Origin of the sequence: Pseudonocardia sp. P1, from assembly GCF_000178675.2 — a bacterium.
GTDB lineage: Bacteria > Actinomycetota > Actinomycetes > Mycobacteriales > Pseudonocardiaceae > Pseudonocardia.
The window spans coordinates 370,712-390,426 of the sequence record NZ_ADUJ02000001.1 but is presented as its reverse complement, the minus strand read 5'-3'; the positions used below and the strand labels follow the sequence as shown (position 1 = coordinate 390,426).

Here is a 19,715-nt window from a genome sequence, read left to right as displayed (position 1 = left end):
CGGGCCGGCGCGGCCCCTCACGGGCGGGCCGGTGCCGCGGTGACGGGGGCGCTGCGCCGCGGCGCGCTGTTCGCGGGCGCGTTCCTCGGGCCGTTCGGCGGGGGGATGACGGCGGCGATGCTGCCCGAGCTGGGCGGCGACTTCGGGGTGCCGACGGCGACGGCCGCGGTGTCGATCACGGCCTACCTGCTGCCGTTCGCCGGTGTGATGCTGGTCTCGGGCACGCTCGGGGAGCGCTGGGGCCGCGGCCGGACGGTCGTCGCCGGGTACGCGGTCTACGTCCTCGCGTCGGTGGTGTGCGTGCTCGCGGACTCCTGGACGCTGTTCCTCGCCGGCCGGGCCCTGCAGGGGGTGGCGAACGCGTTCACCACCCCGCTGCTGCTCGCAGCGCTGGCGACCGCGGTGGAGCCGGAGCGGCTCGGGCGCGCGCTGGGCTGGTTCGGCTCCCTGCAGGCAGCCGGGCAGACCTCGGCGCCGCTGGTCGGCGGTCTCGCCGCCGAGGTCGACTGGCGGCTCGCGTTCGGCGGGGCGGCGGCCGTGGCGCTGCTGCTCGGGGTGGTCGGGATCCCGTCCGGACCCGCCGCGGCCCGGGACGGCCGCCGTCCCCGGCTGCGCTCGGCGTGGACCGGGCCCGTGCTGCGGCTCGGCGTCGTCGCCGGGCTGGGCTGGGGCTGCCTGGCCGGTCTCAACTTCCTGCTCGCGCTGCGGCTCGAGGACGACTTCGGCCTGGGCTCGGCGTCCCGCGGGCTGGTGCTGACCGCACTCGGCGTGGCCGGGATCCTCACCGCCCGCCTGATCGGGGGTGCGGTGGACCGGCTGGGGCCGCGCCGCTGCGTCCTCACCGGTGCGGTCGCCGGCGGGGTGCTCGTCGCGCTCATCGGTCTGGTGCCGGTGCTCTGGGTGGTCGTCGCGCTGTGGGCCGCAGGCGGGGTGTGCAGCCAGCTGATCCTGGTCGGGGTGAACGCACTCGTCCTGGGTGCGGGCGGGCCGAACAGCGGCGGCGCCGTGTCGGTGGTGCAGGCGGTGCGGTTCGCGGGGACGGCGGCGTCCCCGGTCGGGCTCACCCCCGTGTACCACGTGGACCCGGTGGCGGCGTTCGTCGTGCCTGCCGGGTTGCTGGCCGTCGCCGCGCCCGCGGTGCTGGTGGCGGGCAGGGCGCCGCGGCCCGCCGGCTGACCGGCACCGGCCGCGCTCAGCGCTCCGCGGCGTGCGTGCGCAGGTCGGCCAGGTCCACCCACTCCAGGGTCCGCGCGTGCGTGGCCTCGAGGACCACCGGCGGGGCGACACCCTCGCGCAGCGCCTCCACCCAGCGGCTCGCGCACAGGCACCACCGGTCCCCCGGTTCGAGCCCCGGGAAGCCGAACCCCGGCCGCGGCGTGGACAGGTCGTTGCCCCGTTCCCGGGAGAAGTCCAGGAACTCCGCGGTGACCCGGGCGCACACCGTGTGGACCCCGGCGTCCTCCCCGCCGGTGTCGCAGCAGCCGTTGCGGTAGAAGCCGGTCAGCGGATCGGTCGAGCAGCTCTCCAGCTCCCCGCCGAGCACGTTGCGCGCCATACGGCCATTCGACCACGCACCCCGGCTCCCGGCATCCCGCACTGGACCTGAAGCCCGGTCGAGGTCGCACGCTGGTACGGGAACGGTGTGGAGGAGCGGGCGATGCAGGCGATCGTGGTGGACCGGTTCGGCGGGCCGGAGGTGCTGCAGGTGCGGGACGTGGCCGATCCCGCACCCGGCGACGGCGAGGTGCTCGTCGACGTCGGGGCCGCCGGGGTGCTGTGGGTGGACACCGCGATCCGCCGCGGCGCGGGGCCGCCGCACCTCGCGGCCGAGCCGCCGTACGTGCCCGGCGGGGTGGTCGCGGGGACGGTGACGGGGCTCGGTGCCGGGGTGGACCCGGACCTGCACGGGGCCCGGGTGGCGCTCCGGGCCCCGCACGGCGGCTACGTCGAGCGGGTCGTGGCGCCGGCGTCGTTGCTGGTCGCGGTGCCGGACGGCGTGGACCTCGGGGCTGCCGCCGCCCTGTTCGGGGACGGGGCCACCGCGCTGGCGCTGCTGGAACGCACGCCGGTGCACCCCGGGGAGCACGTGCTCGTCCTCCCGGCGGCGGGCGGCCTGGGGAGCCTGCTGGTGCAACTGGTGACGGCGGCAGGCGGCCGGGTGATCGGTGCCGCGCGGGGTGTGGCGCGCGGCCGGCAGGTGCGGGAGCTCGGCGCCGAGCACGTCGTCGACCACGGCCGTCCGGGCTGGGTGGCCGAGCTGCACGCGCTGCTGCCGCGCGGCCCGGCGGTGGTGTTCGACGGCGTCGGGGGCACGGCAGGCCGCTCGGCGGCCTGGCTGGTCGCCGACGGCGGCCGGTACAGCTCCTACGGCGCCGTCGGCGGTCCCCCGCCCGAGCCGGGGCCGTGCGAGGAACGCTCCCGGCGGCTCACCGTGGTGACCATGGAACAGCTCGCCGGTGTCGCGGCGGACGCGCCCCGCCGAGTAGGTGAGGTGCTGGCGCGCGCCGCACGCGGGGAGCTCCGGCCGCTGGTCGGAGCGGAGTACCCCCTCGCCGAGGCGGCCCGGGCCCACACGGACCTGGAGCGGCGCCGCTCCACGGGGAAGATCCTTCTGCGACCGTGAGACGCCCCGCCGCACCCGGGCGGCGGGGCGCCACGGGTGCCGTCAGAGGCGGACGCCGAGGAGCGCGTCCAGGGCGGTGCGGGCCAGCTGCGGGGCGCCGGCGTCGGTGCCGCGGCGGGTCAGCGCCTCGTCGGCCCAGGCGTCGACGGCGGCCAGCGCGCCGGGGGTGTCCAGGTCGTCGGCGAGGTGCGTGCGCAGCTTCGCGACCAGCTCGGCGGCGTCCGGGCCCGCGTCGAGCTCGACGGCCTCGCGCCAGCGGGCGACGCGGCCCTCCCCCTTCGCGTGCACCTCGTCGGTCCAGGACCGGTCGTCGCGGTAGTGCCCGTCGAGCAGCGCCACCCGTACGACGTTCGGGTCCACGCCGGAGCTGCGCAGCTTCGAGACGAAGACCAGGTTGCCCTTCGACTTCGACATCTTCTCGCCGTCGAGGCCGATCATCCCGGTGTGCACGTAGTGCCGGGCGAACGGGTGCTCGCCGGTGAGCGACTCGGCGTGCAGCGCCCCGCACTCGTGGTGCGGGAAGATCAGGTCGGAGCCGCCGCCGTTGAGGTCGATCTGCTGGCCGAGCCGGTTCAGCCCGATCGCGGCACACTCCACGTGCCACCCCGGACGCCCACGGCCGAGCCCGGACTCCCACGCCGGCTCCCCCGGCCGCGCCATCCGCCACAGCAGCGGGTCGAGCGGGTTCCGCTTGCCGGGCCGGTCCGGGTCGCCGCCGCGCTCGCGGGAGAACTGCAACATCGTCTCGAGGTCGTAGTTCGACTCGTAGCCGAACCGGCCGGTGGCGGAGACGTCGTGGTAGACGTCCGGGTACTCCGGGTCGTCCAGCCGGTAGGCCGCGCCGGAGGCGACCAGCTTCTCCACCAGCTCGGCGATCTCCGGGATCGCCTCGACCGCGCCGACGAACTGGCGCGGCGGCAGCACCCGCAGCGCCTCCATGTCCTCGCGGAACAGGGCCGTCTCGCGCAGCCCGAGCACGACCCAGTCGTCCTGGTCGCGCTCGGCCCGCTCGAGCAGGGGCTCGTCGATGTCGGTGACGTTCTGGACGTAGTGCACCTCGTGCCCGAGGTCGCGCCAGAGCCGGTTCACCAGGTCGAAGGCCAGGTAGGTGGCCGCGTGGCCCAGGTGGGTCGCGTCGTACGGGGTGATCCCGCAGACGTACATCGTCGCGACCGGGCCCGGCGCGGTCGGCCGCACCCGCCCGGTGGCGGTGTCGTGCAGCCGCAGCGGCGGACCGCTGCCCTCCAGTGCCGGGACGTCGGTCGGGGCCCAGGTCTCCATGCGGTCAAACCTACCTACGTGTCGGGAGTGCTCATGCGGACGAACGCGCCGGATCGTCCGCCGATTCCTCGGTCGCACGTGTCCGGTGCCGCAGTGACAGCAGCAGTCCGAGCACCATCGTGATCACGAGTCCGATGGCGGTGTACCAGGTGAAGCCGACGGCGTCCGGCGCGAACAGGAACAGCGAGCCCATCACGACCACCGCGACGGCGAACGCGACGATCGCGTCGGCCTGCCGGGCCCGGCGGACGACGATGCCGAGCGCGAACGCCCCGAGCAGCCCGCCGTAGGTGATCCCGGCGACCGAGAGCCCCAGCTCGACGACCGGGTCCTCGGTCGAGGTGAACAGGTTGGCGAAGACGATGAACACCAGCCCCCACACGAGCGTCGTGAACCGGGACAGCCGGATGCCCTGCTGCGCGGACAGCTCGCGCCGGGACAGCGTCTGCACCAGGTCGATCACGGTCGACGACGACAGCGCCGACAGCGACGAGCTCAGCGTCGACATCGCGGCGGCGAGGATCCCGGCCAGCAGGAGACCGGACACGCCCGCCGGGAGGCCCTCGACGATGAACTTCGGGAACAGCTCGTCGCCGGTCTCCAGTCCCAGCGCGCCCGGGGTCGCCCCGCCGTAGTAGCCCCAGAGGAAGAGCCCGACGACCAGGAACAGCGCGAACTGCACGCCGACGACGACCGCGGAGAAGATCAGCGCCTTCTGCCCGTCACGGACGGTCCGGCACGACAGCAGCCGCTGCACGATGATCTGGTCGACGCCGTGGCTCGCCATCGACAGCAGCGCGCCGCCCACGACCGCGGTCACGAAGGCGTAGGGGGCGGACAACGGGCTGGAGGTGAAGTCGAGCAGCTGGGTCTTCCCCGCGGCGACGGCGTCGTCCCAGAACCCGGCGGGCAGCTGCGGCCCGATCACCGCGAGCGCGACGATCCCGCCGGCGACGTAGAGCCCCATCTGCAGGACGTCGGTCCAGACGACCGCCTTGATCCCGCCGACGTAGGTGTAGGCGACCGTCACCAACGACAGGACGACGATGATCCAGAAGAACGAGACGTCGAGCCCCATCCCGGCGAGGATGACCTTGACCGGGATGGCGGCGGCGAACATCCGGACGCCGTCGGCGAGCAGCCGGGTCAGCAGGAACGCCACCGAGGCGGTGCCCTGCATCCCGCGACCGAACCGTTGCCCGAGGTAGCCGTAGGCGGTCGTCAGCCTCCCCGCGGCGTAGCGCGGCAGCAGGACGAACGCGACGACGATCCGGCCGATCAGGTAGCCCAGCGCCAGCTGCAGGTAGGTCAGCGAGCCCAGGTAGGCCACGGTCGGCACGCTGATCACGGTCAGCGCCGAGGTCTCGGTGGCGACGACCGACAGCGAGATGGCCCACCAGGGCATCTCGCGACCACCGAGGAAGTAGTCCTCGTTGGATCTCTGCCGGCCGGCCATCCAGAGTCCGATGCCGAGCGACAGCACCAGGTAGGCGACGATCACGATCAGGTCGAGGGTGCGCAGCACGGCGGCTCCCTGGGGTGTGGGCCCGGCGACACTGCCGGGAGCGGGGGACGGGTCGGGACGGGTCGGCGGTCCGGATCAGTCCGGGCGGGGTGGTGCGCCCGCCCGTCCGGTCGCGAGCCGGAGCCGGAGCCGGAGCGGCGGTTCCGCGGGTGCGGGCAGCCGCAGTGGTGCCGCTCCCGGGCTGATCCGGCCGGCGATCGTCGGCTCCCGGGCGCCGGTGCACGACGGCACCGTGGAGGCGACGCCGTGCCAGGTGAGGAACCCGAGCAGGGCGAACAGCAGCGCCTCCTTCCCGTCGCCGGGCAGGCCGGCGTCGGAGACCGGGGCGAGGCGGGCGGGCGCGAGCCGGCGTTCCAGCGCAGCGACGACGGCGGGGTTCCGCGCCCCGCCCCCGGAGACCAGCACCTCGCGGACGCCGTAGGGCGCCAGCGCGTCGGCGACGGTGCCCGCGGTCAGCTCGACGAGCGTCGCGAGCAGGTCGTCGGGCCGGTCGAGCACGGGGTGGCCGTCGAGCACCCGCGCGGTGTAGGCGGGGTCGAACAGCTCCTTGCCGGTGCTCTTCGGCGGTGGCAGCCGGTAGTACGGCTCGGCGACCAGCCGGGCCAGCGCGCCGGCGTCGACGGTGCCGCGGGCGGCGCGGACCCCGCCGGTGTCCTGGTGCGCACCCGTCGTGGCGCGGGCGGCGGCGTCGAGCAACGCGTTCGCCGGGCCGGTATCGAAAGCGGCCGCAGGTCCCGCCCCGACCACGGTGACGTTGGCGATCCCGCCCAGGTTGAGCGCGGCCACCGGTCCCCCGGCAGCCTCGGCACGGTCACCGAGCAGCAGGACGTCGAGGACGGAGGCGAGCGGGGCCCCGTGCCCGCCCGCCGCGACGTCACGGGCCCGCAGGTCCGACACCACGGGCAGGCCGGTGGCCTGCGCGATCCACGCGGGCTGGCCCAGCTGCAGGGTGCCGAGCACGGCACCGTCCTCGACATCGTGGAAGAGCGTCTGGCCGTGGCTCGCGACCAGGTCGGCGCGGCCGCCGGTGAGCTCGTCGATCCCCGTGCGTGCCGCCGCCGCGAACGCGTGGCCGAGCCCGGTGTCGATCCGCGCGACGGCGCCGAGCGTGGTCGCGGCCGGCGGGAGGGCCTCCAGGACGGCGGCACGCAGCTCCGGCTCGAACGGCACCTCGAGGTGCCCGAGCGGGGCCATGGTGACCGTCCCGCCACCGATCTCCAGGCCGGCCGCGGCGACGTCGATGCCGTCGACCGAGGTCCCCGAGGACAGGCCGACGACGATCACTCCGTGCCCCCGTCCACGGTGCCCCCGTCCACCGGGCCGCCGTCCACCGGGCCGCCGGCACCCGCCGCGACGGCAGCCGAGACGCGGCCGTCGGCACCGGAGAGGAGACGGCCCGCGGTGCGGGCGTCCACCCCGGCGAGCAGCGCGACGATCGCGGTCTTGGCGTGCCCGCCGGCGTCGTCGAGCGCGGTGCGCACCTCCCGCGGGCCGGCCCCGGTGGCCTCGCCGACGATCCGCTCCGCCCGGACGCGCAGCTTCACGTTGGTCGCTGCGACGTCGACCATCAGGTTGCGGTGCACCTTGCCGAGCCGGACCATCACGGCCGTCGACAGGGCGGTGAGCAGCATCTTCTGGCTGGTGCCCGCCTTCATCCGGGTCGAGCCCGCGACGATCTCCGGGCCGGTGTCGAGCGTGATCGCGACGTCGGCGAGTTCCGCCATGACGCTGCCGGGGTTGTTCGCGACGGCGACGGTGGCCGCCCCGGCCTCGCGGGCGGCGACGAGCAGCGCGCGGGCGTAGGGGGTCCGGCCGGACGCGCTGATCGCGATCACCAGGTCGTCGGGGCCGAGGTCCAGCGCGGCGAGATCGGCGCGGGCGGCGCCGGTGTCGTCCTCGGCGCCCTCGACCGCCCGCGTCATCGCGTCGGGGCCGCCGGCGAGGAGGGCGACCACCCGGTCGTCGCCGACGCCGTAGGTGGGGGCGAGCTCGGTCGCGTCGAGGACGGCGAGACGGCCCGCGGTGCCGGCGCCGCCGTAGACCATCCGGCCGCCGCGCTCCAGTCGCTCGACGGCGAGATCGGCGACGGCGGCGATCCGCTCCGCCTCGGCCCGCACGGCTTCGACGACGAGCGCGTCCTCGGTCGTGACGAGATCGACCAGCGCGCGGGTGGACCACTGGTCCAGGTCGGCGAGGTCGGGGCGGGCGCGCTCGGTGGCGAGGGCGCCGAGGTCCTCGGTCACCGCAGGACCCCGGGGAGCGGGGCGAGCAGGGCGTGGTGGGGCACGGTCGGGTCCTCCAGGAGCAGGCGGGCGCCGTCGAGGGCGTCGCCGCGGGGTGGGGTGCGGGTCAGGGCGCGGGCGGCGAGGGCGTCGTCGAGCGGACGGGTGAGCACCGGGCCCGCGTCGAGCAGGCCGCCGGCGCAGGCGACCGGCCACGGGCCGTCCGAGCCGTGCGGGCCGTGCGGGCCGTGCGGGCCGTGCGGGCCGTGCGGGCCTGCCGGTCCCGGATCGAGCCGGTCCCGGGCCGCGGCCGCGGTGTCGGCGAGATCGGACGCGGCCCGGGTGACGATCGCGCCCGCGACCGGGTCCCCGGTGCCCGCCGCGTCGACGACGTCCCGGGCGAACCGGGCGACCTCGCGGGCCGGGTTGTCCGAGCCGTGGATCCGGCCGGGCAGCCCGTCCGGGTCGCCCCAGCGGTCCCGCAGGCGTGCGAGCAGCGTCGCCGATCCGCCGGGACGGCCGTCGTGGGCGCGGAGCGCGGCGTCCAGACCGCCGCGGCCGATGGCGTGGCCGCTGCCCGCGTCGCCGAGCAGGTAGCCCCAGCCGTCCACCCGGGCCGGACGCCCGGCGGAGTCGATCCCGAGGGCGACGGTCCCCGTCCCGGCGGCCAGCACGACGCCCGGCGCCCCGCCGAGGGCTCCGGCGTGCCAGGTGGTCATGTCACTGGCCAGGAGGATCCGCACGCCCGCACCGAACCGCTCCCGCAGCCCGTCTGCGAGGGCATCGGCCCGGTCCGGTGCCGACGCGAGGCCGGCGAGTCCCGCGGCGACGGCGTCCGGGGCGGGCCAGCCGCCGGTGGCGCCGTCGACCGCGGCGAGGGCCCGGCCGACGCCGTCGCGGTCGGCGAGGCCGCTCGCCCCGCTCCACTCCCCCGTCGCGACGCGGTGGCCGTCCTCGACGAGGGCGGCCCGGCAGCCGGTCTTGCCGACGTCGAGCGCGAGCAGCCGGGTCACGTGGCACCCACTCCGGCCGCGACCGGGGCGATCTCGGCCTCGATGCGGTACCGGTCGCCCCGGTAGACGGCGCGGACGAACTCGAGCACCCGGCCGCCGTCGTCACGTGTGGTGCGCTCGAACAACAGCGCCGGGCTGTGCACCGGCACGCCCAGCAGGTCCGACTCGGGCCCGTCGGTGACCGTCGGCTCGATCGACTGGCGGCCACCGGCGACCGCGTGACCGTGCCGGGCCAGCAGCTCGTAGTACGACGCCGCGGCCAGGGTCTCCTCGGTCAGCCCGGGCACGAGGTCGGCCGGGACGTGCAGGGTCTCCAGGGCCATCGGCTCGTCGTCGGCGAGCCGCAGCCGCAACGCCCGGACGACGACGGCGTCCGGCGACAGCTCCAGGCGCCGGCCCAGCCGCGCCCCGGCCGGACCGGTCTCGAACTCCACGATCCGGGTGGCCGGGACCAGCCCGCGGGCCCGCATGTCCGCCGAGAACGACGTCGCGGTGAGCCCGTGCGCGATCCGCGGCCCGACGGCGAACACCCCGGCGCCCTGCCGGCGGCGCAGCCGGCCGGCGGCGACCAGCTCGTCGACGGCACGGCGCAGCGTCGTCCGGGACACGCCCACCTCGCGGGCGAGCTCGCGCTCGGGTGGCAGCGGGTCGCCCGCGGCCATGGCGTCGACCCGTTCGCGCAGCTCGTCGTGCAGCCGCCGGTACTTCATCGGCCCTCCTCCAGATCTGGACCAGTGGTACAGTTCTGCGCGCCGAATCGCAAGCCCTCCGGTGGACCACTGGACCACCGGACGTCGAGAGGAGTGCCGTGCCCGACGATCCCGGAGCCCTGATGGCCGCGGAGACCGCCGAGCAGCCGGAGGTCTGGCGGCGGCTGCTCGGCGCGTCCGGCCCCGGCGGGGAGTCCGGTGTGGACCAGGTGGCGGCACTGGTCAGGGACCGGTCACCGCGGTTCGTGCTGTTCGCCGCCCGCGGCACCAGCGACCATGCTGCGCTCTACGCCAAGTACCTGACCGAGATCCGGCTGGGCCTGCCCGCCGGGCTGGTGTCGCCGTCGACCCTGACCGCCTACGCGGCCCGTCCCGATCTGCGCGACGTCCTGCTCGTGGCGGTGAGCCAGTCCGGCGGCTCGCCGGACCTGCTGGCGTGCGTCGAGACCGCCCGGGCTCAGGGGGCACTGACGGTCGCCGTCACCAACGACGCCCGGTCGGCGCTCGCGACGGCCGCGGACGGGCACGTCGACGTCCTCGCCGGCCCCGAACGCGCGGTCGCGGCGACCAAGACCTACACCGCACAGCTGCTCGCGCTGCACCTGCTCGTGTCGGCGGTCCGCGGTGAGCCCGACGCCGGAGCAGCCACACTGCCCGGGCTGGGCGAGCGGGTGCTGGCCGGGGAGGACGCCGTCGTCGCGGTCGCCGCCCGGTACCGCTTCGCGCAGCGCATGATCACGACCGGGCGGGGCTACTCCTATCCGGCGGCCCGCGAGGCCGCGCTCAAGCTGATGGAGACCGCCTACGTCTCGGCGCAGGCGTTCTCCGGGGCGGACCTGCTGCACGGCCCGCTCGCCCTGGTGGACCCGCTGGTCCCGGTGCTGGCCGTCGTCTCCCCCGGTGCGGGCGGCGACGCGATGGCGCCGGTCCTGGCGTCGCTGGCCGCGCGGAACGCCGACGTCCTGCGGGTCGGCGGCGACGGCGGGCTGCCCCTGCCCGGCGCGCCGCGCGAGGAACTCGCGCCGCTGCTGGAGATCCTCCCGATGCAGCAGCTGGCCCGCCACGTCGCCGTCGCGCGCGGCGGGGACCCGGACGCGCCGCGCGGGCTGGCGAAGGTGACGGAGACCCTGTGAGCCTGCTCGTCGCCGCGGAGACGCTGGCCACGGGCACCGGGGACGGGCCGGGGCCCGGGTGGGTGGAGCTCGGCGGAGGCCGGGTGACGGCTGCCGGTTCCGGGCCGCCGCCGCGGGAACCGGACCGGCGGGCCGCCGTCGTCGTCCCGGGGTTCGTGGACCTGCACTGCCACGGCGGGGGCGGCGCCGCCTTCGGCACCGACGCCGCCGAGGCGGCCCGGGTGGCCGCGTTCCACGCCGCCCGCGGCACGACGACGATGCTCGCCTCCCTGGTCACGCTCCCCCGAGCCGAGCTTCTCGCCGCCGTCCGGGCGTTGCGGCCGCTCGTCGACGACGGCGTCATCGCCGGGGTGCACCTGGAGGGGCCCTGGCTGGCCGCCTCCCGGTGCGGGGCCCACGACCCCGCGCTGCTGCGCGACCCGGACCCGGCCGAGCTGGAGCCGCTGCTCGCCACCGGCGCCGTCGCCGTCGTGACGGTCGCGCCCGAGCTCCCCGGCGGGCTCGCGGCGATCGAGCAGGTGCACCGGGCCGGGGCACTCGCGGCCGTCGGGCACACCGCGGCCGGCTACGACCTCACCCGCCGCGCGGTCGACGCCGGCGCCCGCCTCGGGACGCACCTGTTCAACGCGATGGCGCCGCTGCACCACCGCGATCCCGGCCCGGTCGCGGCGCTGCTCGCCGATCCCCGCGCCGCCGTCGAGCTGATCACCGACGGCGTGCACGTGCACCCGGCGCTGTGGGAGATCGTGGACCGCGCGGCGCCGGGGCGGGTCGCGGCGGTCACCGACGCGATGGCCGCGGCCGGCATGCCGGACGGCGGCTACCGGCTCGGTGCGCTCGACGTCCGGGTCGACGGTGGCGTCGCACGCCTCGCCGACGGGACGATCGCCGGATCGACCGCGACCGCCGACGCGCTGTTCCGCCGGATCGTGGCGGCGCACCCGGGCCCGCGGGAGGCGGCACTGGCCCGGGCCGTCGCGTGGACCTCGACGACCCCGGCCCGCCTGCTCGGGCACACCGGCGCCGGTCGTCTCGACGCGGGCGCGCGGGCCGATCTCGTGCTGCTGTCCGACGACCTCGTGGTCGAGGGCGTCCTGCGGGGTGGCGCGCCCGTCACCTGACCGGCGCCGTGCCCCGCGTCACCACCACTCGACGTCCAGCTTGGACTCGATCTCGCGGACGTGCCTGCGTGCGCAGGCCGGGCACAGCCAGCCGTCCCGGCCGCGCTCGTCGCGGTCGGACACCCACCCCGCGACGGCCGCCGCACCGGCGTCGCCGGGCCGTACGGCGCCGCACAACCGGCAGGCGGGCGTCGTCATGTCCGAGATGGTGCTCCGGACGCGGCCGGGTTGTCGAGATGTTCCCGGCGCCGGCCGAGGCGGTTCGCGATCGCCGCGCAGGCCATCAGCTGGATCTGATGGAACAGCATCAGGGGCAGCACGACCAGCGCCGCCGCCGGGCCGCCGAACAGCACGCCGGCCATCGGCAGCCCGCTGGCCAGGGACTTCTTGGAGCCGCAGAACACGATGGCGATCCGGTCCGCGGACCGGAAGCCGAGTGCGCGGGTGCCGAGCGCCGTCAGCCCCAGTACGACGGCCAGCAGCAGCACGCAGACACCCAGCAGGACGCCCAGCGAGAGCGGGGTGAGGGTCCGCCAGGTCCCGGCGACGACACCCTCGCTGAACGCCGTGTAGACGACGAGCAGGATCGAGCCGCGGTCCACGAGGACCAGCCGGGACCGGTGCGCCGTCACCCACCGGCCGATCAGCGGCCGCGCCGCCTGCCCCGCGAGGAACGGCACGAGCAGCCGGAGCGCGATGTCGCCGAACGTCGCCGCGTCGAACCCGCCGCTGGTCGCGAGCAGCAGCGCGGCGAGCACCGGGGTCAGGAACACGCCGAGCACGTTCGACACCGACGCCGCCACGATCGCGGCCGGGACGTTGCCGCGGGCGATCCCGGTGAAGGCGATCGACGACTGCACGGTCGACGGCAGGCAGCACAGGAACACGACGCCGGTCGCCAGCGGCGCGGGCAGGAGCCACTCCGGCAACAGCAGCGCCGTCGCCCCGACCAGCGGGAAGACCACGAACGACGCGGCGAGCACCGTCGAGTGCAGCCGCCAGTTCCGCAGGCCGGAGAACGCCTCCGCCGCGGAGAGCCGGGCGCCGTAGAGGAAGAACAGCAGCGCGATCGCCGCCGTCACCGCGCCGTCGGCCACGTCGGCGGCCGTGCCCCGGGCCGGTACGAGCGCCGCGACCCCGACGGTGAGGACCAGCAGCACCAGGAACGGATCGGGACGCACACGCACCCGACCGATTCTCCGCGCACCGCTGCCATCGGGAAACCAGCTGAGCACACTCACTGTCAGCGCGTTCTACGATGACCGGGTGATGGATCCGGTGCTGCTGCGCTCGTTTGCCGCCGTCGCGCGGATGCGGAGCTTCACCCGTGCCGCGACGGCGCTGGGGCTCGGGCAGTCCACGGTCAGCCAGCACGTGCGGAAGCTGGAGGCGATCGTCGGGCGCCCGCTGCTCGACCGCGACACGCACTCGGTGGCCCTCACCGCCGACGGCGAGGCGATGCAGGAGTTCGCCGCGACCATCCTCGACGCCGGGGACCGCGCCCTGGCGCACTTCCGCTCCGCCCGGGTGCACGGACGGGTCCGGTTCGGCGTCTCGGAGGACCTGGTCCTCACCCGGCTCCCGGCGATCCTCGCCGACTTCCGGCGCCGCTACCCCGAGGTCGAGCTGCGGCTGACCGTCGGGCTGGCCGACAGCCTCGAACGACGCCTGGACCGCGGCGAGCTGGACCTGATCTTCGCCAAGCGGGCGCCCGGGGCGGACGGCGACCCGGCCGTCGTGCGCCGCGACCGGTTCGTGTGGGTCGGCCCGCCGGGCTGCGGGATCGGGCCGGACGACCCCGTCCCGCTGCTCGGCTATCCGCCGCCGAGCCTGTCCCGCAGCGCCGCGGTCGGCGCGCTCGAGGCGGCCGGACGCCCCTGGCGGATGGTCTGCACCAGCGGCAGCCTCTCCGGCCTGCGGGCCGCCGCGCTCGCCGGGCTGGGCGTGCTGGCACACGCCGGGACCCTGGTGCCGGACGGCCTGGAGGAGGTCCCGGCCCGTGCGGGGCTGCCGGCCCTCGGACCGGTCGAGGTCGTGCTGGTGCACGGCAGACGCCGGACCGGCCCGGCCGAGGCACTGGCCCACAGCATCCGGACCGCAGCCGCCGACCTCCGCTCGGGCGCGTAGCACCGCCCGGTCCCGCGCCCGCACCTGGTCGCCGCACCGCGCACCCCTCGCGTGGGGTGCGGCGCACGACCACGGGTGCGGCGCACGACCGACGGGCCCGGGCCCGCCAGGGCTCTGGCCCCCAGTGCTCGGGCCCCGCAGTGCTCGGGCCACCAGCGCTCGGGCCACCCAGTGCTCGGGCCCTCAGGGCTCGGGCCCTCAGGGCTCGGGCCCCGCAGTGCCCGGGCCCCAGCGCTCGCGCACCTCGTCCCACGCTGACGCACCCCGTTCCCGGCCGCCGCACCTCGCTCCGGCCCGGCGCACCCGCTGCGTGGGGTGCGGCGCACGGTCACGGGGTGCCGCGACAGGGCTCAGGGTGCCGCGCGCCGTCACGGACGCGCAGCCGGGCCCGGGATCGGCTCGCCCGTCCCCGCCCGTCCGGCGCACCGCGGCCGTGTCCGGCGCACCCCGTCACCGCTCTGGGCACCCGTCGCCTGGGGTGCGGCGCCGGGGCACGGGGAGCCGCGACCGGGCAGCGGGTGCGGCGCTGGGGCACGGGGAGCCGCGGCCGAGCACGGGTGCGGCGGCGGGCACGGGGTGCGGCACCCGGGCAGGGTGCGGCACCCGGGCACGGCGTGCGGTGCCCGGGCACGGCGTGCGGTGCCCGGGCACGGGGTGCGACAGGCGAGCAGCGGGTGCGGCGGCCGGGCCGGGAGAGCGCGGCGCGGGGTGCGGGTGCGGGGCGGCGCACACGATCTGTCCGGTGCGGGATCCGGCGGCTAGGGTCCTCGATCGTGCGACGACGCCGGGGGTTCCTGTCCACCGTCCTGCTCAGCGTGGCTGTGCTGACCGGGTGCGGGACGGGGGACCAGGTGGACTCACCGGCGCTCGCCCGGATCGCCGAGTCCGGGGAGCTGCGGGTGTGCTCGACCGGTGACTACCGGCCCCTCACCCACCTCGCCGCGGACGGGACCTGGTCCGGTATCGACGTCGACATGGCCCGTGACCTGGCAGCGGAGCTCGGCGCGCGGACGACGATGGTGGAGACGACCTGGTCGGGCCTGCTCGACGACGTCGTCGCCGGGAAGTGCGACATCGCCGTCGGCGGGGTGTCGATCACGCCGGACCGTGCGGAGAGGGCCGCGTTCACGATCCCGTACCTGCGGGACGGCAAGACGCCCATCGTCCGCTGCCCCGACGCGGAACGGTTCCGGACCGTCGCCGACATCGACAGGCCGGGGGTGCGGGCCGTGGTGAACCCCGGCGGCACCAACGAGCGGTTCGCCCGGGAGAACCTGCGCAACGCGACGATCGTGCCGCACCCGGACAACAACACGATCTTCGACGTCGTCGCCGACGGCGGCGCGGACCTCATGGTCACCGACGCCATCGAGACCCGCTGGCAGGCCGCTCAGCGGCCGGGCGAGCTGTGCGCGGTGCACCCCGAGGACCCCTTCACCGACTCGGAGAAGGCGTACCTGACGCAGGCCGGCGACCCGGCGTTCACCCAGCGCGTCGACGTCTGGCTGAAGACCGCCCGGACCGACGGCACCTGGGAGCGGTTCGCCCGTCCCTGGCTCGGCTGAGCGGTTCTGTCGGGGGTCCCTGCCACGGTGCGGGCATGCGGATCGTGGTGACCACGCCGACGGGGAACGTCGGCTCGCGGGTGCTCCGGCTCCTGGTGCAGGCCGGGGTGCGTCCGGTCGCCCTCGCGCGCGACCCGGCCCGGCTGCCTCCGGACCTGGCCGGGTTCGTCGAGGTGGCGCAGGCCGACCAGACCGACCGTGACGCCGTCCTGCGCGCGACGGCGGGAGCGGACCGGCTGTACTGGGTGAACCCTCCGGGGCCGCCCGGTTCGGATCCGATGGAGCAGCACGCGGTCTGCGCGGAGGTGGTGGCCGCGGCCGTTCGGGAGAACGGGATCGGCGGCACCGTGTTCCAGAGCAGTGGCGGCGCGGAGCGGCGGCACGGCACCGGCGACATCGACGGGCTCGGTGCGACCGAGGAGGCGCTCGACGCCACCGGGGCACCGGTCCTGCACCTGCGCTGCGGCTACTTCACGACGAACCTGCTGATGTCGGCGGCGGAGATCGCGGACGGCACGCTGTCCACGCCGTGGCCGCTCGACCATCCGCTGCCCTGGGTGGATCCACGCGACATCGGCGACGTGGCGGCCGTCCGGCTGCTCGGCCCCGCGTGGACGGGCCGGAGCGTCCAGGGTGTGCACGGCCCCGAGGACCTCTGCTTCGCGCAGGCGGCGGACGTGCTGTCCGGGGTGCTCGGGCACCCGGTGCGCCCGGTGCACCTGCCCGACGCCGGGTTCCGCGCGATGCTCGCCGCCGCCGGGCTGAGCGCGCCCGAGGTCGACGCGGTGGCCGGCATGGCCGCCGGGCTGACCGACGGCGTCGCCCCCGAGCCGCCGCGGGACGCGACGACCACCACGCCGACGTCGCTGCGGTCGTGGGCCGCGGAGCACCTGCGCGGGGCCGTCGCGCCCGGCCCGTGACCGGGTCAGCCCGTCCGCTTGCGCAGGTAGTCCGCGACCACCTCCGCACCGAGCCCGTCCAGGTCGGGGTTCACGACCCGGCCGCCGGCGCGACGGGCCAGCCGGTCTATGAACGCGGCCAGCCCGGGGTCGTCGCCGAGCACGAAGAACGTGAACCGTGCGTCCATCCCGATCAGCCGGTCCAGCCCGTCGACGGTCGCGCGGAGCGTGTGCGGGCTGGGCGGGTAGTCGAAGTACGCCTCGCCGTCGCGTTCCAGGTGCGCGGTGGGCTCGCCGTCGGTGACGACCAGGACCACCGGGGTGGCGTCCGGCTGCCGGGCGAGCCGCTCGCGGGCCAGCAGCAGGGCGTGGTGCAGGTTCGTGCCCTGCATGTACACGCCCTCCAACCCGACCAGCTCGGCGAGGTCGACGGTCTGCGCGTGCCGCCCGAACGTGATCAGCGACAGGTCGTCGCCGCGGAACCGGGTCGAGATCAGCTGGTGCAGGGCCAGCGCCGTGCGCTTCATCGGCACCCAGCGGCCCTCGGCCACCATCGACCACGAGGTATCCACCAGCAGCGTCACCGCGGCGCGGGTCCGCTGCTCGGTCTCGACGATCTCGACGTCGGCCACGTCGAGCGCGCGGTCGTCGCCGCCCGCCCGCCGCAGCTGCGCGTTGAGCAGGGTGCGCGGCACCGACCAGGCCTCGGTGTCGCCGAACGCCCACGGCCGGGTCGCCCCGGTCGCCTCCCCCGCCGCACCGGCGCGGCGGGTCTCCCGCTGTCCCTGGCGCCCCGCGATCCGGTCGGCGACGTCGCGCAGCACGGACTGCCCGAGGGTGCGCAACGCCTTCGGCGAGAGCATCAGCGACCCGTCGGGCGCCCGCCGGAAGAGGTCCTGGCGCTGCAGCTCCCGCTCCAGCTCGGCGAGCGTGCGGGCGTCGGCCGCCGCCTCCGGGCCGAGCATCTCGGTGAGCGCGTCGAGGTCGATGTCCTCCATGCGTGCACCCGGGTAGCTCTGGGCGAGCTGCTCGGCCAGCGCGTCGAGCTGCCCGAGCTGCTCCAGCGCGCGGGTCGCCTCGCCCATGCCCATCGGGTTGTCGCCGCGGAAGTTCCCCTCCCCCGACCAGTCCTCGCCGGACCGCATGCCCTGCAGCTGGGCGTCGAGCCGCGCCAGCGACTGCGCGAGCCGCGGGTCGCCGAACGCCTGCTGGGCCAGCTCGGCGAGCTCGGCCCGCTGCTCGGCCGACATCGAGTTCATCATCCGCTGGGCGGCCGCGGACCGGGCGGCCAGCGCGTCGACCAGCTCCTCGGTGTTCTGCGGGTTCTCCGGGAAGTGGTCACCGTGCTTGCCCATGAACTCGGCGAACCGCTCCGTGGTGTCCTCGCCGCGGGCGTGGTGCTCCAGGAGGTCGTTGAGGTCGTCGAGCATCTCGTTGATCCGCTCGACGTCCTCCGGCGTCGCTCCTTCGAGCGCCTGCTTCATGCCCTCGAAGCGCTGGTCGAGCATCTCCCGGCCGAGCAGGTCGCGGATCTCGGAGTACGCCTCGCGGGCGTCGGCGGACCGCCAGTCGTAGGAGCCCAGTTCGCGGACGGCACCGCCGGTGTCGGACGGCAGGGCGTCGAGCTGCATCTCGCGGAACCGGGCGTCGTCGGAGTCCTCGTTGCGCAGGGACTCCTGCTCGGCGTCGAGGGCACGCTGCAGGAGCTCGCGGACCTCCTGCAGCGTGCCGTCGATCCGGTTGTCCCGCTGCAGGTCGCGACGCTGCTCCCAGACACGGCGGGTCAGGTCGTCGAGACCGCGACGCCCGTCGAGACCGCGCCGCATGAGCTCCTGCAGCGCCTGCCGCGGGGAGCTGCCCTCCATGACGTCGCGACCGATCTGGTCCATCGCGGACCGGATGTCGAACGGCGGCGCCAGCGGGTCGGGCCCGCCGGTGTAGGGCCCGTAGGCCCAACGCCGCTTCGCGCGGCGCGGATCAGCCATACGACACCGTGTCCCCGTCGTCGCCGGCGTCCTTCGCGAGCTTCCGGGTGAGGAACAGGTACTCCAGGGCCAGCTCGGCGGCCGAGGCCATCGGGCCCGGGTCCTCGGTGCCGGACGCACCGAGCTTCCCGGCGATCTCGGTGAGCGCCCCGACCTGCGGCAGCGCGGCGACGACGTCGCGGGCCGGGACCCGCTCACCGGTACGGACCGGGCGGGTGGAGACCTCGACCGCGAGCTCGTCGAGATCGACGCCGCGCAGCGCGAACCGCGCGGTGTCGGCGGTGGCGCGGCGCAGCAGGTGCTCCAGCACCTCGTCCTCGCGCCCCTCCTCGCCGGCCGCGAACTCCAGCTTGCCGCGCAGCACGGCGGGCACCGACTCCAGGTCGACCGGGCGGGCGTAGGCGCGGTCCTCACCGACGAGCGCGGCCCGGCGCAGCGCGGCGGCGGCGACGGTCTCCGCCGCGGCGACGGCGAACCGGGCCGAGACGCCGGAGCCCTGGTCGATCGCCGAGGACTCCCGCAGGTGCCGGGTGAACCGGGCGACGACCTCGATCAGGTGCCGCGGGACCTCGGCCTCCAGCGAGGCCTCCTGCGCGACGAGCTCGACCTCGGGCGCCAGCTCCAGCGGGTAGTGGGTGCGGACCTCGGCGCCGAACCGGTCCTTGAGCGGGGTGATGATCCGCCCGCGGTTGGTGTAGTCCTCCGGGTTCGCGCTCGCGACGAGCAGCACGTCCAGCGGCAGCCGCAGCGTGTAGCCGCGGACCTGGATGTCGCGCTCCTCCATCACGTTGAGCAGCGCGACCTGGATGCGTTCGGCCAGGTCGGGCAGCTCGTTGATGGCGACGATCCCGCGGTGCGCCCGCGGGACGAGACCGAAGTGGATGGTCTCCGGGTCCCCCAGCGAGCGGCCCTCGGCGACCTTGACCGGGTCGACGTCGCCGATCAGGTCGGCGACCGAGGTGTCCGGGGTGGCGAGCTTCTCGGTGTAGCGGTGCGAGCGGTGCACCCAGGCGACGGGCAGGTCGTCGCCCAGCTCCTCCGCCCGCCGGACGGAGGCCGGTGTGATCGGCTCGTAGGGGTGCTCACCGATCTCGGAGCCGTCGATGACGGGGGCCCACTCGTCGAGCAGGTTGCCCAGCGACCGCAGGAGCCGGGTCTTGCCCTGGCCGCGCTCACCGAGCAGGACGAGGTCGTGGCCGGCGATGAGGGCCCGCTCGAGCTGCGGGACGACGGTGTCGGAGAACCCGACGATGCCGGGCCAGGGGTCGCGGCCCTCGCGCAGGGCCGCCAGGAGGTTGTCGCGGATCTCTTGCTTCACGCCCCGCAGTTCGTGGCCGGACGTACGCAGCGCGCCGACGGTACGGGGAAGGTCAGGTGTGACGGGCACGGATTCCACGCTACGCCCGGTCGCGGCGACCGGCGCGCGATCGCGTCGTGCCCCGGGCGGAAGGTCCGGGGTGACCGGCGCCACGGTGCGCCGGCCCGGCGGCAGAGAATACTGTCTGGCTGTA

The 19,715-nt window shown here is 76.0% G+C and carries 18 protein-coding genes; 7 read left to right on the top strand and 11 right to left on the bottom strand.

The window, feature by feature from the left end; genetic code table 11:
* Positions 1-39: 39 nt before the first annotated feature.
* Positions 40-1,176, top strand: a complete 1,137-nt coding sequence (locus tag PP1_RS01335) for an MFS transporter (protein ID WP_075314241.1) — start codon at positions 40-42, stop codon at positions 1,174-1,176.
* Between the two features lie 16 nt (positions 1,177-1,192).
* On the opposite strand, the gene PP1_RS01330 is transcribed toward PP1_RS01335, so the two are convergent.
* On the bottom strand, positions 1,193-1,555 hold the full coding sequence (locus PP1_RS01330; RefSeq protein ID WP_075314242.1) for a DUF2237 family protein: 363 nt from the start codon (positions 1,553-1,555) through the stop codon (positions 1,193-1,195).
* Positions 1,556-1,657: 102 nt separating this feature from the next.
* Here PP1_RS01330 and PP1_RS01325 point away from each other — a divergent pair, with 102 nt between their 5' ends.
* Complete coding sequence (locus PP1_RS01325; protein ID WP_075315086.1) at positions 1,658-2,623, top strand: zinc-binding dehydrogenase; 966 nt, start codon at positions 1,658-1,660, stop codon at positions 2,621-2,623.
* A gap of 42 nt (positions 2,624-2,665) precedes the next feature.
* On the opposite strand, the gene mshC is transcribed toward PP1_RS01325, so the two are convergent.
* The 6 genes from mshC to PP1_RS01295 form a co-directional block, all read right to left on the bottom strand.
* Positions 2,666-3,904, bottom strand: coding sequence for a cysteine--1-D-myo-inosityl 2-amino-2-deoxy-alpha-D-glucopyranoside ligase (gene mshC / locus PP1_RS01320; RefSeq protein WP_010224122.1), 1,239 nt, complete (start codon positions 3,902-3,904; stop codon positions 2,666-2,668).
* A gap of 31 nt (positions 3,905-3,935) precedes the next feature.
* A complete protein-coding gene (locus tag PP1_RS01315; RefSeq protein ID WP_029239139.1) occupies positions 3,936-5,426 on the bottom strand; it encodes a sodium:solute symporter in 1,491 nt (496 codons plus the stop codon).
* Between the two features lie 78 nt (positions 5,427-5,504).
* On the bottom strand, positions 5,505-6,713 hold the full coding sequence (locus PP1_RS01310) for an anhydro-N-acetylmuramic acid kinase (RefSeq protein ID WP_010224126.1): 1,209 nt from the start codon (positions 6,711-6,713) through the stop codon (positions 5,505-5,507).
* A complete protein-coding gene (locus PP1_RS01305) occupies positions 6,710-7,672 on the bottom strand; it encodes an N-acetylmuramic acid 6-phosphate etherase (protein ID WP_083697144.1) in 963 nt (320 codons plus the stop codon). The genes PP1_RS01310 and PP1_RS01305 overlap by 4 nt, the downstream gene beginning before the upstream one ends.
* The gene (locus tag PP1_RS01300; RefSeq protein WP_075314244.1) at positions 7,669-8,664 is read right to left on the bottom strand and encodes an N-acetylglucosamine kinase; all 996 of its coding nucleotides are present in this window, start codon (positions 8,662-8,664) and stop codon (positions 7,669-7,671) included. The genes PP1_RS01305 and PP1_RS01300 overlap by 4 nt, the downstream gene beginning before the upstream one ends.
* Positions 8,661-9,374: a GntR family transcriptional regulator gene (locus tag PP1_RS01295; protein ID WP_010238322.1), complete on the bottom strand. Its 714-nt coding sequence runs from the start codon at positions 9,372-9,374 to the stop codon at positions 8,661-8,663. Before PP1_RS01295 ends, PP1_RS01300 begins: the two co-directional genes overlap by 4 nt.
* Positions 9,375-9,496: 122 nt before the next feature.
* On the opposite strand from PP1_RS01295, the gene PP1_RS01290 reads away from it, so the two are divergent.
* On the top strand, positions 9,497-10,507 hold the full coding sequence (locus PP1_RS01290) for an SIS domain-containing protein (protein ID WP_050802493.1): 1,011 nt from the start codon (positions 9,497-9,499) through the stop codon (positions 10,505-10,507).
* On the top strand, positions 10,504-11,628 hold the full coding sequence (locus PP1_RS01285; RefSeq protein ID WP_212592109.1) for an N-acetylglucosamine-6-phosphate deacetylase: 1,125 nt from the start codon (positions 10,504-10,506) through the stop codon (positions 11,626-11,628). Before PP1_RS01290 ends, PP1_RS01285 begins: the two co-directional genes overlap by 4 nt.
* Positions 11,629-11,646: 18 nt before the next feature.
* Here PP1_RS01285 and PP1_RS01280 read toward each other — a convergent pair whose 3' ends face one another.
* Both PP1_RS01280 and PP1_RS01275 read right to left on the bottom strand, forming a co-directional pair.
* Positions 11,647-11,826 (bottom strand): hypothetical protein, encoded by a 180-nt coding sequence (locus tag PP1_RS01280; protein WP_010235005.1) that lies wholly within the window; start codon positions 11,824-11,826, stop codon positions 11,647-11,649.
* Positions 11,823-12,809, bottom strand: a complete 987-nt coding sequence (locus PP1_RS01275; protein ID WP_010235008.1) for a bile acid:sodium symporter family protein — start codon at positions 12,807-12,809, stop codon at positions 11,823-11,825. Before PP1_RS01275 ends, PP1_RS01280 begins: the two co-directional genes overlap by 4 nt.
* 88 nt (positions 12,810-12,897) lie before the next feature.
* Between PP1_RS01275 and PP1_RS01270 the strand changes: the two genes are divergently transcribed.
* From PP1_RS01270 to PP1_RS01260, 3 genes are all read left to right on the top strand, one after another.
* A complete protein-coding gene (locus tag PP1_RS01270; protein WP_010235011.1) occupies positions 12,898-13,755 on the top strand; it encodes a LysR family transcriptional regulator in 858 nt (285 codons plus the stop codon).
* Between the two features lie 773 nt (positions 13,756-14,528).
* Entirely contained in the window at positions 14,529-15,320 is a 792-nt protein-coding gene (locus PP1_RS01265; RefSeq protein WP_010234040.1) for a transporter substrate-binding domain-containing protein, read from the top strand.
* Between the two features lie 35 nt (positions 15,321-15,355).
* A complete protein-coding gene (locus PP1_RS01260) occupies positions 15,356-16,240 on the top strand; it encodes an NmrA family NAD(P)-binding protein (protein ID WP_010234042.1) in 885 nt (294 codons plus the stop codon).
* Positions 16,241-16,245: 5 nt separating this feature from the next.
* Here the strand turns inward: PP1_RS01260 and PP1_RS01255 are convergent, their stop codons facing one another.
* Complete coding sequence (locus tag PP1_RS01255; RefSeq protein WP_010234044.1) at positions 16,246-18,204, bottom strand: vWA domain-containing protein; 1,959 nt, start codon at positions 18,202-18,204, stop codon at positions 16,246-16,248.
* Positions 18,197-19,591, bottom strand: a complete 1,395-nt coding sequence (locus PP1_RS01250; protein ID WP_010234048.1) for an ATP-binding protein — start codon at positions 19,589-19,591, stop codon at positions 18,197-18,199. The genes PP1_RS01255 and PP1_RS01250 overlap by 8 nt, the downstream gene beginning before the upstream one ends.
* Between the last annotated feature and the right edge of the window lie 124 nt (positions 19,592-19,715).